Here is a 14,490-nt window from a genome sequence, read left to right as displayed (position 1 = left end):
GTCGTGGTACCGGCCGGGCGCTGGACGGCGGCCGGGTGCGCGGCGGGGGCGGCCGGGGTCGGTCGTGGCACCGGCCGGGTGCTGGACGGCGGCCGGGTGCGCGGCGGGGGCGGCCGGGGGAGGACCGGTCGGCTCACGGGCGCGTGACCCCGGGCGGGCCCGGAGCACCCCCGACCGCGCCCCGCGCGGAAAGCACGTGCGCACAGAGCGCGCGCCGGGGGCCGCGGTCCTACATTGGAGGTGCCGCAGCTCCCTCCGAGGCCCGGAGCCGTCATGTCCGTTTCCCCCGAGGTCCGTCCCGCACCGGCCGCCCAAGGCGGCCCGTCCCTCCCGGCCCCGTCCTTCGAGGTCGCCTCCTTCGCGGCGCTGCGCCGCCAGGACCCGCAGGCCGCCGACCTCCTCCTCGGCGAGGCCCGGCGGCAGGCGGAGGGCCTCCAGCTGATCGCCGCCGAGAACTTCACCTCGCCCGCGGTCCTCGCCGCCCTCGGCTCGCCGCTCGCGAACAAGTACGCCGAGGGCTACCCCGGCGCCCGCCACCACGGCGGCTGCGAGTACGCCGACGCCGCCGAGCGCCTGGCGATCGAGCGGGCCAAGGCCCTGTTCGGCTGCGAGCACGCCAATGTGCAGCCGCACTCCGGTTCCTCCGCGGTCCTCGCCGCGTACGCGGCCCTGCTGCGGCCGGGCGACACCGTCCTCGCGATGGGCCTCCCGTACGGCGGACACCTCACGCACGGCTCGCCCGCGAACTTCTCGGGCCGCTGGTTCGACTTCGTCGCCTACGGAGTCGACGCGGAGACCGGACTCATCGACTACCGGGCCCTGCGGGAGCTGGCCCGCCAGTGCCGGCCGAAGGCGATCGTCTGCGGTTCGATCTCCTACCCCCGCCACCCCGACTACCCCGCGTTCCGGGAGGTCGCCGACGAGGTCGGCGCCTACCTCATCGCGGACGCGGCCCACCCCGTCGGCCTGGTCGCCGGGGGAGCGGCGCCCAGCCCCGTCCCGTACGCGGACGTGGTCTGCGCGACCACCCACAAGGTGCTGCGCGGCCCGCGCGGCGGGATGATCCTGTGCGGCGCGGACCTGGCGGACCGGATCGACCGGGCGGTCTTCCCCTTCACCCAGGGCGGCGCCCAGATGCACACCATCGCGGCCAAGGCGGTGGCCTTCGGGGAGGCGGCGACGCCCGGGTTCGCGGCGTACGCGCACCGGGTGGTCGCCAACGCGCGGGAACTGGCCGAGGGCCTGGCGGCGGAGGGCCTCGCGGTGCTGACGGGCGGCACGGACACCCACATCGTGGGGGCCGACCCGGCCCCGCTGGGCGTCGACGGCCGCACCGCGCGGGGCCGGCTGGCGGCCGCGGGGATCGTGGTGGACACCTGCGCCCTGCCGTACGGGGAGGGCCGCGGCATCCGCCTCGGCACGGCGGCGGTCACCACCCAGGGGATGGGCCCGACGGAGATGGGCCGTATCGCCCGCCTCTTCGCGGCCGCGGTCCGGGAGGACGGGCGGGTGCGCGAGCAGGTGGCGGAGATGACGGCGGCGTTCCCGCCGTACCCGACGGGCGGCTGAGCGCGGGCGGGCGCGAGCGCCGGGGGCGGGCGGGATCGCACGGGGCGGGCGGCGCCCGGGGGCGCGTGTGGCTTCCGGAGTGAACCGGTGAAGTCCGGGTAGGCGAGGGCCCGCCCGTGCAACCGTCGGCCGTTCACACCCGTCTTATGTCCTAAGGTGTGGATCGGCGCGTCGTCCCATCACATGGAGATTCAGTGCGCGAGTACCTGCTGACGCTCTGTGTCACGGCAGCGGTGACCTATCTGCTGACCGGGCCGGTGCGGAAGTTCGCCATCGCAGCCGGCGCGATGCCGGCGATCCGTGCGCGTGACGTGCACCGGGAACCGACCCCGCGGCTCGGCGGCATCGCCATGTTCGGCGGCCTCTGCGCGGGTCTGCTGGTGGCGGACCATCTCGTCAACCTCGACGACGTCTTCGAGCTGTCGAACGAGCCCCGGGCGCTGCTCTCCGGAGCGGCGCTGATCTGGCTGATCGGCGTCCTGGACGACAAGTTCGAGATCGACGCGCTGATCAAGCTCGGCGGGCAGATGATCGCGGCCGGCGTGATGGTCGCACAGGGCCTGACCATCCTGTGGATCCCGGTCCCGGGCGTCGGCACGGTCTCCCTCACCGCGTGGCAGGGCAATCTGCTCACCGTGGCGCTGGTGGTCATCACCATCAACGCGGTCAACTTCGTGGACGGCCTCGACGGCCTCGCCGCGGGCATGGTGTGCATCACCTCGGCGGCGTTCTTCCTCTACGCGTACCGGATGTGGGTCGGCTACGGCATCGAGGCTGCGGCCCCGGCGTCGCTGTTCGCGTCGATCCTGGTGGGCATGTGCCTGGGCTTCCTGCCGCACAACATGCATCCCGCGCGGATCTTCATGGGGGACTCGGGCTCGATGCTCATCGGGCTGGTGCTGGCGGCCGGCGCGATCTCCATCACGGGCCAGGTCGACCCGGACCGGATCGCGAACAGCGTCGGCTCGGAGCGGGACGCGGTCCACGCGATGGTGCCGGTCTACATGCCGATCATCATTCCGCTGACGATCGTGGCGATCCCGATCGCGGACCTGGTCCTGGCGATCGTACGCCGCACCTGGAAGGGGCAGTCGCCGTTCGCGGCCGACCGCGGGCATCTGCACCACCGGCTGCTGGAGATCGGCCACTCGCACAGCCGGGCCGTCCTGATCATGTACTTCTGGTCCGGCCTGATCGCCTTCGGCGCGGTGCTCTACTCGGTGCACGCGTACTCGACGTGGATCGTGCCGATGATCGTGATCCTCAGCGCGGTTGGGCTGGTCCTGCTGCTGATGCCGCGCTTCCGCCCGAGGGCGCCGCGCTGGGCGGAGTCCTTCGTCCCGCCCCGCTACCGCCGTCGCCGCCGCGCCTCGACGGTGGCCGCGGGGGGCACCCCGCACCCCGCCTCCGCCCCGGACGCGCCCGCGGACGAGGAGGAACGCATCCCGGTCGGCGTCGGCGTGAGCGGCGTCAACGGCGCGACGGCGATCGGCGGGCGCTCCCGCTTCGGGGACCGCCGGGTGGGGCGCTGACGCGTTGCCGAGTGAGGGGCGGTGGGCCCCGGCCGTCAACTCGGGGCGATCTTGAGCCATTGAGCCAAGGTTTGCATGCACACCGGAATCGGATGGACACGAAGAGCGCGCGCGTCATACGGTCTGATCACCCAGGGCGACGTGAAATGACCGTCCGTCGCCCCCGATTTCGCTTTACCAGGGGGAAGTATGCGCAAGGCAGCTGGTGCAGTGGCGGCCGCGGCCGTCGTTTTCGGCTCAATGGTGTTCGCGGCCCCGTCCGCGATCGCCGCACCGCAGGGCCCGCAGGAGACCGCCGCGGCGCCGACCAAGTGCGTCAAGGTCGTCCGCTTCTACAGCAAGCGTTTCAGCAGGCTGGTCGAGGTGGAGAACACCTGCGCCCGCAAGGCCTGCTTCAGTGTGACGGTGGCTGCCCGCCGGGATCCGGAGTTCGCCGTCGGGGCGAACAAGAAGCAGTCCTTCCGGTACGGCGGCACGCTGTGGACCCAGGGCACGGGCATCAAGAACATCCGCTGCTGAACATGCGGTGAACGGTGGGCCTCGGCACTGCGGTGTCGGGGCCCGCTTTGCTGTCCGAGATTGCCGTATAGCAGAGAAACCAGGTCGTGAGCGCGCACACACGCGCGCGGTACCTCTCATGTGTGAGAGTTGGCACACCTGCGGGTAAAGACCTCATCAAATAGTTTGTGATACCGTTCACGAGAACCGGCGACAGAGCCGAAGGACCGTAGTGCGACGGTCTGTTGGCCGCCGAGGCCCAACTCGGCACCGGTCTACGCTCGTCCATGACGACACCACTGCCCCCACCCCCGTATGCGGAGATGCCGCCATGCCGTCCAACGACGCACGCACTCTTCTTGAGGCTGCCGTACCCACCGCAGCCGCAGGAGCAGTGGCAGCCGTGGTCAGCGCCATCGTTGCCGGTGGTAAGGGTGCGCTGGGATCGATCGTCGCGGCGATCGTCGTGATCGCCTTCATGGGTATCGGGCTGTACGTCCTCCAGCGCGTCGCGAAGTCCCTGCCGCAACTGTTCCAGGCCATGGGCCTGATGCTCTACACGGCGCAGTTGCTGCTGCTCTTCGTCTTCGTCGCGATGTTCAAGAACACCACACTGTTCAACCCCAAGGCTTTTGCGATCACCTTGGTCGCGCTGACCCTCGTCTGGATCGGTGCACAGACCCGCTCGCACATGAAGGCCAAGATCCTCTACGTCGATCCCGAATCCTCCAAGGGCGACAAGCCCGGGGACAAGGGGCAGTCGTCGTGATACGTAGGGCCGGTATAAGTGCCCGTTCGGGATCCTGCTATCGTCCGGTGCCAACTGCGGCACTGCGGGCGCGGGCATCCGAGCTGACGCCTGTTCCGACGCGAGGCTCAACGCCTGACAGCCGCCCTCACATCCGTAACACCAGTCCAGTGCCGAATCGCGGCTGCGCGCCGCGCCGACACAACGAGGTTGCCGTACCTATGCGCCACGCTGAAGGAGCCCGCGGTGAGTGCTGACCCGACGCAGGTGCTCGCCTTCGACACCAACTGTCACCTCTTCGACGGGTGTGGCTTCGCAGATGTGTCCCCGGGCCTGCACTCGTTCATGTTCCAGCCCCTGTGGGGTGACGGCGACAGCAACGTGTACTTCAACAAGACGATGCTGCTGGCGCTGCTCGGCTCGATCATCATCATCGGCTTCTTCTGGGCCGCCTTCCGCCGGCCGCAGGTCGTCCCCGGCAAGCTGCAGATGGTCGCCGAGGCCGGTTACGACTTCATCCGCCGCGGTGTCGTCTACGAGACCATCGGCAAGAAGGAAGGCGAGAAGTACGTCCCGTTCGTCGTTTCGCTCTTCTTCTTCGTCTGGATGATGAACCTCTGGTCGATCATCCCGGTCGCCCAGTTCCCGGTCACCTCGATCATCTCGTACCCGCTGGTCCTGGCCCTGCTCGTCTATGTGACATGGGTGACGCTGACCTTCAAGCGGCAGGGCTTCGTCGGCTTCTGGAAGAACGTCACCGGCTACGACAAGTCGCTGGGCGCGGTCCTCCCGCTGGCCATGCTGATCGAGCTCTTCTCGAACCTGCTGATCCGGCCGTTCACGCACGCCGTGCGACTCTTCGCGAACATGTTCGCCGGGCACACCCTGCTGCTGCTGTTCACGATCGCCAGCTGGTACATGCTGAACGGCATCGGCATCGCCTACGCGGGTGTCTCGTTCCTGATGGTCATCGTGATGACGGCCTTCGAGCTGTTCATCCAGGCCCTGCAGGCGTATGTGTTCGTCCTGCTGACCTGCACGTACATTCAGGGCGCTCTCGCCGAGCACCACTGAGTCACCGCCCTCCCACCTCCACAGTCGTCCGGTGGCCAACCCCCACCGGGTCCGTAAAGAAAAGGAAGAACTGGCATGTCTGCGTCCCTTGCTGCTGTCGAAGGCTCCCTCGGTTCCATCGGTTACGGCCTCGCCGCGATCGGCCCGGGCGTCGGCGTCGGCATCATCTTCGGTAACGGCACCCAGGCGCTCGCCCGTCAGCCCGAGGCCGCCGGCCTGATCCGTGCCAACCAGATCCTCGGCTTCGCCTTCTGTGAGGCGCTCGCGCTGATCGGTCTGGTCATGCCGTTCGTCTACGGCTACTGATCCACACACGAGTCCAGCCGACCAGACGAAAGGCACTCACATGAGCCAGCTGCTCATCGCGGCGAGCGAGGGGGAGAACCCCCTCGTCCCGCCGATCCCTGAGCTTGTCATCGGCCTGCTCGCCTTCCTCATCGTCTTCGGCTTCCTCGCCAAGAAGCTCCTCCCGAACATCAACAAGGTTCTGGACGAGCGCCGCGAGGCCATCGAAGGCGGAATCGAGAAGGCCGACGCGGCCAAGACCGAGGCCGAGAGCGTCCTGGAGCAGTACAAGGCCCAGCTCGCCGAGGCCCGGCACGAGGCCGCGCGGCTGCGCCAGGAGGCGACCGAGCAGGGCACCGCGATCATCGCCGAGATGAAGGCGGAAGGCCAGCGGCAGCGTGAGGAGATCATCGCGGCCGGCCACGCCCAGATCGAGGCCGACCGCAAGGCCGCGGCCAGCGCGCTGCGTCAGGACGTGGGCAAGCTCGCCACCGCCCTGGCCGGCAAGCTCGTCGGCGAGTCCCTCGAGGACCACGCCCGGCAGAGCCGCACCATCGACCGGTTCCTCGACGAGGTCGAGGCGAAGGCCGAGGCCGCCCGATGAACGGAGCCAGCCGCGAGGCGCTGGCCGCCGCGCACGAGTCTCTCGACGCGCTGACCGACTCCACGTCGGCCGACGCGGCGAAGCTCGCCGGCGAGCTGGCCGCCGTCACCGCGCTGCTCGACCGTGAGGTGTCGCTGCGTCGGGTCCTCACCGACCCGGCGCAGGCCGGCGAGGCCAAGGCCGAGCTGGCCGGGCGCGTGCTCGACGGGCAGATCGGCGGCCAGGCCGTCGACCTGGTCAAGGGCATGGTCCGCGCACGCTGGTCGCAGTCGCGCGACCTGGTCGACGCGCTGGAGGAGCTGGCGGCCACCGCCGAGCTCACCGCCGCGCAGAAGACCGGCCGTCTCGACAACGTCGAGGACGAGCTGTTCCGCTTCGGCCGGATCCTCGCCACCAGCACCGAGCTGCGCTCGGCGCTGACCGACCGGTCCGCCTCGGCGGCCGCCAAGGGCGAGCTGGTCAGCCGGCTCCTCGGCGGCAAGGCCGAGAAGGTCACCGAGCGCCTGATCACCACTCTCGTCACGCACCCGCGGGGACGTAGCCTGGAAGCGGGGCTCGACGCCCTGTCCAAGCTCGCCGCGGCGCGGCGGGACCGGATGGTCGCGGTCGTGACCTCCGCGGTGCCGCTCACCGAAGCGCAGAGGACGCGCCTCGGCGCGGGTCTCGCACGGCTCTACGGCCGTGAGATGCACCTCAACCTCGAGGTGGACCCCGAGGTCCTCGGCGGCATCTCGGTGCGCGTCGGTGACGAGGTCATCAACGGCACGGTCGCGGACCGTATCGACGAGGCCAAGCGCCGGATCGCCGGCTGACCCCGGTCGCCGGAGACGGTCGACAGCACAACAGCACAGGCAGTACCACGGCAACACCAGCGGCCCGGTTGGGCCGTGCAGAGATTGCAGAAGATTCCTGGGGGTCGGCCCCCAGACCCCCAAAGAAACTTCGGGCCCAACAAGGAGAGCAGGGAACCCAGATGGCGGAGCTCACGATCCGGCCGGAGGAGATCCGGGATGCGCTGGAGACCTTTGTCCAGTCGTACCAGCCGGACGCGGCCTCGCGCGAGGAAGTCGGCACGGTCAGCCTGGCCGGCGACGGTATCGCGAAGGTGGAGGGTCTTCCCTCCGCCATGGCGAACGAGCTGCTGAAGTTCGAGGACGGCACCCTCGGCCTCGCCCTCAACCTCGAGGAGCGCGAGATCGGTGCCATCGTCCTCGGCGAGTTCAGCGGCATCGAAGAGGGCCAGTCGGTCACCCGCACCGGCGAGGTCCTGTCCGTCGCGGTCGGCGAGGGCTACCTCGGCCGCGTGGTCGACCCGCTCGGCAACCCGATCGACGGCCTCGGCGAGATCGAGACCTCGGGCCGCCGCGCCCTTGAGCTGCAGGCCCCCACGGTCATGCAGCGCAAGTCGGTGCACGAGCCCATGGAGACGGGCTACAAGGCCGTCGACGCGATGACGCCGATCGGTCGCGGTCAGCGTCAGCTCATCATCGGCGACCGCCAGACCGGCAAGACCGCGCTGGCCGTCGACACGATCATCAACCAGCGCGACAACTGGCGCTCGGGCGACGTGAACAAGCAGGTCCGCTGCATCTACGTCGCCATCGGCCAGAAGGGCTCCACCATCGCGTCCGTCCGAGGCGCGCTGGAGGAGGCCGGCGCCCTGGAGTACACGACGATCGTGGCCGCCCCGGCGTCCGACCCGGCCGGCTTCAAGTACCTCGCCCCCTACACCGGCTCGGCCATCGGCCAGCAGTGGATGTACGAGGGCAAGCACGTCCTGATCATCTTCGACGACCTGTCGAAGCAGGCCGACGCCTACCGCGCCGTGTCCCTGCTGCTGCGCCGCCCGCCGGGCCGCGAGGCCTACCCGGGTGACGTCTTCTACCTGCACTCGCGTCTGCTGGAGCGCTGCGCCAAGCTCTCCGACGAGATGGGTGCCGGCTCGATGACCGGTCTGCCGATCGTCGAGACCAAGGCGAACGACGTGTCGGCGTTCATCCCGACCAACGTCATCTCCATCACCGACGGCCAGTGCTTCCTGGAGTCCGACCTGTTCAACGCCGGTCAGCGCCCGGCCCTGAACGTCGGTATCTCGGTCTCCCGTGTCGGTGGCTCCGCCCAGCACAAGGCCATGAAGCAGGTCTCCGGCCGCCTCCGTGTCGACCTCGCCCAGTTCCGTGAGCTGGAGGCGTTCGCCGCCTTCGGTTCCGACCTGGACGCGGCCTCGAAGGCCTCGCTGGAGCGCGGTAAGCGCATGGTCGAGCTGCTGAAGCAGCCCCAGTACCAGCCGATGTCCACCGAGGACCAGGTCGTCTCCGTCTGGGCCGGCACCACCGGCAAGATGGACGACGTCCCCGTCCAGGACATCCGCCGCTTCGAGAAGGAGCTGCTGGAGTACCTGCACCGTGACGAGAGCGGTCTGATGGCGTCGATCCGCGAGGGCGGCAAGATGTCGGACGACACCCTCACCAAGGTCGCGGACTCGATCGCCGACTTCAAGAAGCAGTTCGAGACCCACGACGGCAAGCTGCTCGGCGAGGACGCCCCGGCCGCCGTCAACGTCTCGAAGTGACGACGGAAGGGACCTGACTCATGGGAGCCCAGCTCCGGGTCTACAAGCGTCGCATCCGGTCCGTCACCGCGACGAAGAAGATCACCAAGGCGATGGAGATGATCGCCGCCTCGCGCATCGTCAAGGCGCAGCGCAAGGTGGCGGCCTCCACGCCGTACGCGACCGAGCTCACCCGCGCGGTCACGGCGGTGGCGACCGGATCGAACACCAAGCACCCGCTGACCACGGAGGCGGAGTCCCCGGCCCGTGCCGCGGTCCTGCTCGTCACGAGCGACCGCGGTCTGGCCGGCGGCTACTCGGCCAACGCCATCAAGGCGGCGGAGCGGCTCACCGAGCGGCTGCGCGGCGAGGGCAAGGAGGTCGACACCTACGTCGTCGGCCGCAAGGGTGTCGCCTACTACGGCTTCCGTGAGCGCAAGGTCACGGACTCGTGGACCGGGTTCACGGACAGCCCCGAGTACGCGCACGCCAAGAACGTGGCCGCGCCGCTCATCGAGGCCGTCCAGAAGGACACCGCGGAGGGCGGTGTCGACGAGCTGCACATCGTCTTCACGGAGTTCGTGTCGATGATGACGCAGACCCCCGTCGACAACCGGATGCTGCCGCTCAGCCTTGACGAGGCCCAGGACGAGACCGGTGGCAAGGGCGAGATCCTGCCGCTGTTCGAGTTCGAGCCGTCGGCGGAGGACGTCCTCGACGCCCTTCTGCCGCGCTACGTCGAGAGCCGTATCTACAACGCCCTGCTGCAGGCCGCCGCCTCCGAGCACGCGGCCCGCCGCCGGGCGATGAAGTCGGCGACCGACAACGCGGGCGAGCTGATCACCTCGCTCTCCCGTCTTGCCAACGCGGCCCGCCAGGCCGAAATCACCCAGGAAATCAGCGAGATCGTCGGTGGCTCCGCAGCCCTGGCCGACGCGACCGCGGGGAGTGACAAGTAAAATGACTGCCTCTGTTGAGACGGCCACGGCCACGGGCCGCGTCGCCCGGGTCATCGGCCCGGTCGTCGACGTGGAGTTCCCCGTCGACGCGATGCCCGACATCTACAACGCCCTGCACGTCGAGGTCGCCGACCCGGCCGAGGAGGGCGCCAGGAAGACGCTGACCCTGGAGGTCGCGCAGCACCTCGGTGACGGCATCGTCCGCACCATCTCGATGCAGCCCACCGACGGCCTGGTCCGCCAGGCCCCGGTGACCGACACGGGCACGGGCATCACCGTCCCGGTCGGCGACTTCACCAAGGGCAAGGTGTTCAACACCCTCGGTGAGGTGCTGAACCAGCCCGAGGAGAACGCCAACGTCGGTGAGCGCTGGCCGATCCACCGCAAGGCCCCGGCCTTCGACCAGCTCGAGTCCAAGACCGAGATGTTCGAGACCGGCCTGAAGGTCGTCGACCTTCTCACCCCGTACGTCAAGGGTGGAAAGATCGGTCTGTTCGGTGGTGCCGGTGTCGGCAAGACCGTGCTGATCCAGGAAATGATCATGCGTGTCGCCAACCTCCACGAGGGCGTCTCCGTCTTCGCGGGCGTCGGCGAGCGCACCCGTGAGGGCAACGACCTCATCGCGGAGATGGAGGAGTCCGGCGTTCTCGACAAGACTGCGCTGGTCTTCGGTCAGATGGACGAGCCCCCGGGCACCCGTCTGCGCGTCGCCCTCGCCGGTCTGACCATGGCGGAGTACTTCCGCGATGTGCAGAAGCAGGACGTGCTCTTCTTCATCGACAACATCTTCCGGTTCACCCAGGCCGGTTCCGAGGTGTCCACCCTGCTCGGCCGTATGCCGTCCGCGGTGGGTTACCAGCCGAACCTGGCGGACGAGATGGGTCTGCTGCAGGAGCGCATCACCTCGACGCGCGGTCACTCGATCACCTCGATGCAGGCGATCTACGTCCCCGCGGACGACCTGACCGACCCGGCGCCGGCCACCACCTTCGCCCACCTCGACGCGACGACGGTTCTCTCCCGTCCGATCTCCGAGAAGGGCATCTACCCCGCGGTGGACCCGCTGGACTCGACGTCCCGCATCCTGGACCCGCGCTACATCGCGCAGGACCACTACGAGGCGGCCATGCGCGTCAAGGGGATCCTGCAGAAGTACAAGGACCTCCAGGACATCATCGCGATCCTCGGTATCGACGAGCTGGGCGAGGAGGACAAGCTGGTCGTCCACCGTGCCCGTCGTGTCGAGCGCTTCCTGTCCCAGAACACCCACGCGGCGAAGCAGTTCACCGGCGTGGACGGTTCGGACGTGCCGCTGGACGAGTCGATCGCCGCGTTCAACGCGATCTGCGACGGTGAGTACGACCACTTCCCCGAGCAGGCCTTCTTCATGTGCGGTGGCCTCGAGGACCTCAAGAAGAACGCCAAGGAGCTCGGCGTCTCCTGAGTCCGGTGACTCGCTGAGGGGGCGGGCGCGTCCCGCCCCCTTCGTCACGCCATCGCTGTACCCCGGGGCCCCGCCCCGGGTCCCCGGCCGCACGGCCGGGGGTGGGCCGGGACGTTCCGGCGTTCCGGCCCCTATTAGACTTATGACCCAACACCCGGCGGATCCGCCGGGTGGTGACCCGAGGAGCCAACCTTGGCTGCTGAGCTGCACGTCGAGCTGGTCGCAGCGGACCGCAGTGTCTGGTCCGGTGAGGCCACCCTGGTGGTCGCGCGCACCACGTCCGGCGACATCGGCGTCATGCCCGGTCACCAGCCGCTGCTGGGTGTGCTGGAGTCGGGCCCGGTGACCATCCGTACGAGCGAGGGCGGAACCGTCGTCGCGGCCGTGCACGGCGGTTTCATCTCCTTCGCCGACAACAAGCTGTCGCTGCTGGCGGAGATCGCCGAGCTGGCGGACGAGATCGACGTCCAGCGCGCCGAGCGTGCGCTGGAGCGTGCCAAGTCGGACGCCGACGGCGCGGCCGAGCGCCGTGCCGACGTCCGTCTTCGCGCGGTGGCGGTCGGCTAGGGTCGGACCTCCCGGTACGTCCGGGAGAACGGCCCTCGGCGGCACCGCCGACAGGTTTTCCCTCAGCCGCGGCCCGGTCCGGAGCTTCTCCGGAGCGAGTCGCGGCTGAGGCGATGCGGGTGCAGGTATTCGTGTACGGGACGAGGCGAGGAGGTCGGTGGAGATGTTCCTCGCTCTTTTCGTGAGCGGCCTGGTCGTCCTGCTGGTGGTGGTCGCGCTGTTGGTCTTCGGGCTGCGCAGGCGGCTGATCCAGCGGTCGGGGGGCACCTTCGACTGCAGCCTGCGCTGGAACGTCCCCGAGGAGGGCGACCCGTCCAGCAAGGGCTGGGTGTACGGGGTGGCCCGCTACAACGGGGACCGCGTCGAGTGGTTCCGTGTCTTCTCGTACGCCCCGCGCCCCCGCCGCACCCTGGAGCGCGGGGCGATCGAGGTCCTGGCCCGGCGGGTGCCGGACAGCGAGGAGGAGCTGGCCCTCCTCTCGGACTCCGTGGTCCTCGGCTGTCTGCACCGGGGCACGCGTCTGGAGCTCGCGATGAGCGAGGACGCACTGACCGGCTTCCTGGCCTGGCTGGAGGCGGCCCCGCCCGGCCAGCGGGTCAATGTGGCCTGAGTTCCGCCCCGCTGGTGGGGGTCCCCCTGACGGAGTCCGGGGGAGGGGCAATGTGGCCTGCGTTCCGCCCCTCTCCCGGTACGGAGTCCGGGGCAGGGCAAATGCGGCCTGTAACTGAGTTCTGTGGAGCACAGCGAGAAGCCCGGGAGGGGTGGCCCCCTCCCGGGCTTCTCTCGTGTGTGGACCGGGTGGTTATCCGAGTCCGCTGTTGATCGCGCTCACCAGCTCACCGTTGGACGTGTCGCCGCTGAGCTCCCAGAAGAAGGCTCCGCCGAGCCCCTGGTTGTTCGCCCAGCCCATCTTGGAGCCGATGGTCGCCGGGGTGTCGTAGCTCCACCAGTTGTTGCCGCAGTGGGCGTAGGCCGTGCCGGCGATCGTGCCGTTGGCCGGGCAGGAGTTCTTGAGGACCTTGTAGTCCTCGATGCCCGGCTCGTACGTACCGGTGGCGGGCCCGGTGGCGGTGCCGCCCGGCTCCTTCTGCGTGACGCCGGTCCAGCCGCGGCCGTAGAAGCCGATGCCGAGGAGCAGCTTCTTCGCGGGCACGCCCTTCGCCTTGAACTTGGCAATGGCCTCGGCCGAGTTGAAGCCCTGCTGCGGGATGCCCGCGTAGGCGGTCAGCGGCGAGTGCGGGGCGGTCGGCCCGTTCTTCGCCCAGGCGCCGAAGAAGTCGTACGTCATCACGTTGTACCAGTCGAGGTACTGCGTGGCCGGCCCGTAGTCGGCGGCGTCGATCTTGCCGCCGGCCGAGGCGTCGGCCGTGACGGCCGCCGTGACCAGGGCGTTCGGGCCGAACTCGGCGCGCATCGCCTTCATCATGGTGCTGAAGGCGTTCGGGCTGCTGGTGGTGTCGCAGCTCAGGCCGCAGGCGTTCGGGTACTCCCAGTCCAGGTCGATGCCGTCGAAGACGTCGGCCCAGCGCGGGTCCTCCACGAGGTCGTGGCAGGACTTGGCGAACGCGGCGGGGTTCTTGACCGCGTCGGGGAAGCCGCCGGACCAGGTCCAGCCGCCGAAGGACCACAGGACCTTGATGTGCGGGTGCTTGGCCTTCAGCTTGCGGAGCTGGTTGAAGTTGCCGCGCAGCGGCTGGTCCCAGGTGTCGGCCTTGCCGTCGACGGACTGGTCGGCGGTGTACGCCTTGTCGTAGTCGGCGTAGGCGTCTCCGATCGTGCACTTTCCGCCCTGGACGTTGCCGAAGGCGTAGTTGATGTGCGTGATCTTCGCGGCGGACCCGGAGGTGTCGATGTTCTTCACGTGGTAGTTGCGCCCGTAGACGCCCCAGTTGGTGAAGTAGCCCATCTTGATCTTGTCACCGACGGGCGGCTCGCCGCCGCCTCCGGTGGTGCGCACCGAGACGGAGGCGCCGACCGGGCCGGTCTGGTCGGCGGTGTCACGGGCCTGGACGGCGTAGGAGTAGTCCGTACCGGCCGTCAGCCCGTTGTCGGTGTACGTGGTGCCGGTGACCGTGGCCACCTTGGTGCCGTCGCGCAGGACGTCGTAGTTCTTGACGCCGTTGTCGTCGGTGGCGGCACCCCAGCTCAGGCGCACCGAGGTGTTGGTGACGTTCGAGGTGGTGAGGGCCCCGGGGGCGCTGGGCGGGTTGTCGCCGGGCACCGAACCGCCGTCGCAGGAACCGCCGTTCAGCCGGCAGTTGCTCGGGGAGCCCGGGCCCTTGCCGTTGAAGCCGAAGGAGACGGACGCGCCGGGGGCGATGGTGCCGTTCCAGCCGACGTTCTTGGCGGTCCAGCGGTTGCCGGAGTTGGTGACGGTGGCGTCCCAGGCGGAGGTGACGGACGTGCCGGCGGGGAAGTCCCACTCGACGGTCCAGGAACTGATGCTGGTCGTGCCGGTGTTCTTCACCGTCCAGTTGCCGCCGAACCCGGTCCCCCAGTCGGAGGTCTTGGTGAAGGTGGCGGTGGCGGACGTGGCGGCCTCGGCCGGTGAGGCGAGGCCGACCATGGCGGCGAAAGGAAGGATCAGCGCGGACAGGCCCGCCGTCATGCGGGAACCGAAACGCCTCCTCCCTTCTCTGTGGGGAGTTCGAGTCGCCGG

14 protein-coding genes are annotated in these 14,490 nt (G+C 69.4%); 13 read left to right on the top strand and 1 reads right to left on the bottom strand.

Annotated features, from left to right (window positions below; genetic code table 11):
- Positions 1 to 273 precede the first annotated feature (273 nt).
- The 13 genes from C593_RS0100850 to C593_RS0100790 all read left to right on the top strand — a co-directional run bounded on the left by C593_RS0100850 (position 274) and on the right by C593_RS0100790 (position 12,441).
- Positions 274 to 1,569, top strand: a complete 1,296-nt coding sequence (locus C593_RS0100850) for a serine hydroxymethyltransferase (RefSeq protein WP_018845412.1) — start codon at positions 274 to 276, stop codon at positions 1,567 to 1,569.
- A 194-nt stretch (positions 1,570 to 1,763) separates the two neighbouring features.
- Positions 1,764 to 3,101 carry an MraY family glycosyltransferase gene (locus tag C593_RS0100845; RefSeq protein WP_018845411.1) on the top strand — a complete coding sequence of 446 codons (1,338 nt, stop codon included), beginning with the start codon at positions 1,764 to 1,766 and terminating at the stop codon, positions 3,099 to 3,101.
- Between the two features lie 240 nt (positions 3,102 to 3,341).
- A complete protein-coding gene (locus C593_RS0100840; RefSeq protein ID WP_486591061.1) occupies positions 3,342 to 3,620 on the top strand; it encodes a hypothetical protein in 279 nt (92 codons plus the stop codon).
- Positions 3,621 to 3,930: 310 nt separating this feature from the next.
- Complete coding sequence (locus C593_RS0100835; RefSeq protein ID WP_026277232.1) at positions 3,931 to 4,368, top strand: Cg1360 family ATP-synthase-associated protein; 438 nt, start codon at positions 3,931 to 3,933, stop codon at positions 4,366 to 4,368.
- Positions 4,369 to 4,593: 225 nt separating this feature from the next.
- Positions 4,594 to 5,421 (top strand): F0F1 ATP synthase subunit A, encoded by an 828-nt coding sequence (atpB, locus tag C593_RS0100830; protein WP_026277231.1) that lies wholly within the window; start codon positions 4,594 to 4,596, stop codon positions 5,419 to 5,421.
- A gap of 75 nt (positions 5,422 to 5,496) precedes the next feature.
- On the top strand, positions 5,497 to 5,727 hold the full coding sequence (gene atpE, locus C593_RS0100825) for an ATP synthase F0 subunit C (RefSeq protein WP_018845407.1): 231 nt from the start codon (positions 5,497 to 5,499) through the stop codon (positions 5,725 to 5,727).
- Positions 5,728 to 5,767: 40 nt separating this feature from the next.
- Positions 5,768 to 6,310, top strand: coding sequence for a F0F1 ATP synthase subunit B (locus tag C593_RS0100820; RefSeq protein WP_018845406.1), 543 nt, complete (start codon positions 5,768 to 5,770; stop codon positions 6,308 to 6,310).
- Positions 6,307 to 7,122 (top strand): F0F1 ATP synthase subunit delta, encoded by an 816-nt coding sequence (locus C593_RS0100815; RefSeq protein ID WP_018845405.1) that lies wholly within the window; start codon positions 6,307 to 6,309, stop codon positions 7,120 to 7,122. Before C593_RS0100820 ends, C593_RS0100815 begins: the two co-directional genes overlap by 4 nt.
- A 161-nt stretch (positions 7,123 to 7,283) precedes the next feature.
- Positions 7,284 to 8,882 (top strand): F0F1 ATP synthase subunit alpha, encoded by a 1,599-nt coding sequence (atpA, locus tag C593_RS0100810; RefSeq protein ID WP_018845404.1) that lies wholly within the window; start codon positions 7,284 to 7,286, stop codon positions 8,880 to 8,882.
- A gap of 20 nt (positions 8,883 to 8,902) precedes the next feature.
- On the top strand, positions 8,903 to 9,820 hold the full coding sequence (locus tag C593_RS0100805; protein WP_018845403.1) for a F0F1 ATP synthase subunit gamma: 918 nt from the start codon (positions 8,903 to 8,905) through the stop codon (positions 9,818 to 9,820).
- Position 9,821: 1 nt separating this feature from the next.
- Positions 9,822 to 11,264, top strand: coding sequence for a F0F1 ATP synthase subunit beta (atpD, locus tag C593_RS0100800; protein WP_018845402.1), 1,443 nt, complete (start codon positions 9,822 to 9,824; stop codon positions 11,262 to 11,264).
- Between the two features lie 192 nt (positions 11,265 to 11,456).
- Positions 11,457 to 11,831 (top strand): F0F1 ATP synthase subunit epsilon, encoded by a 375-nt coding sequence (locus C593_RS0100795; RefSeq protein ID WP_018845401.1) that lies wholly within the window; start codon positions 11,457 to 11,459, stop codon positions 11,829 to 11,831.
- A gap of 163 nt (positions 11,832 to 11,994) precedes the next feature.
- Positions 11,995 to 12,441 carry a DUF2550 domain-containing protein gene (locus tag C593_RS0100790; protein WP_026277230.1) on the top strand — a complete coding sequence of 149 codons (447 nt, stop codon included), beginning with the start codon at positions 11,995 to 11,997 and terminating at the stop codon, positions 12,439 to 12,441.
- A gap of 192 nt (positions 12,442 to 12,633) precedes the next feature.
- Here the strand turns inward: C593_RS0100790 and C593_RS0100785 are convergent, their stop codons facing one another.
- Complete coding sequence (locus C593_RS0100785; RefSeq protein WP_018845399.1) at positions 12,634 to 14,439, bottom strand: glycoside hydrolase family 18 chitinase; 1,806 nt, start codon at positions 14,437 to 14,439, stop codon at positions 12,634 to 12,636.
- Positions 14,440 to 14,490 lie beyond the last annotated feature (51 nt).

The organism is Streptomyces sp. CNT372 (genome assembly GCF_000377145.1).
The sequence above is the reverse complement of the archived record's forward strand: the minus strand, read 5'-3'. Positions and strand labels throughout refer to the sequence as shown.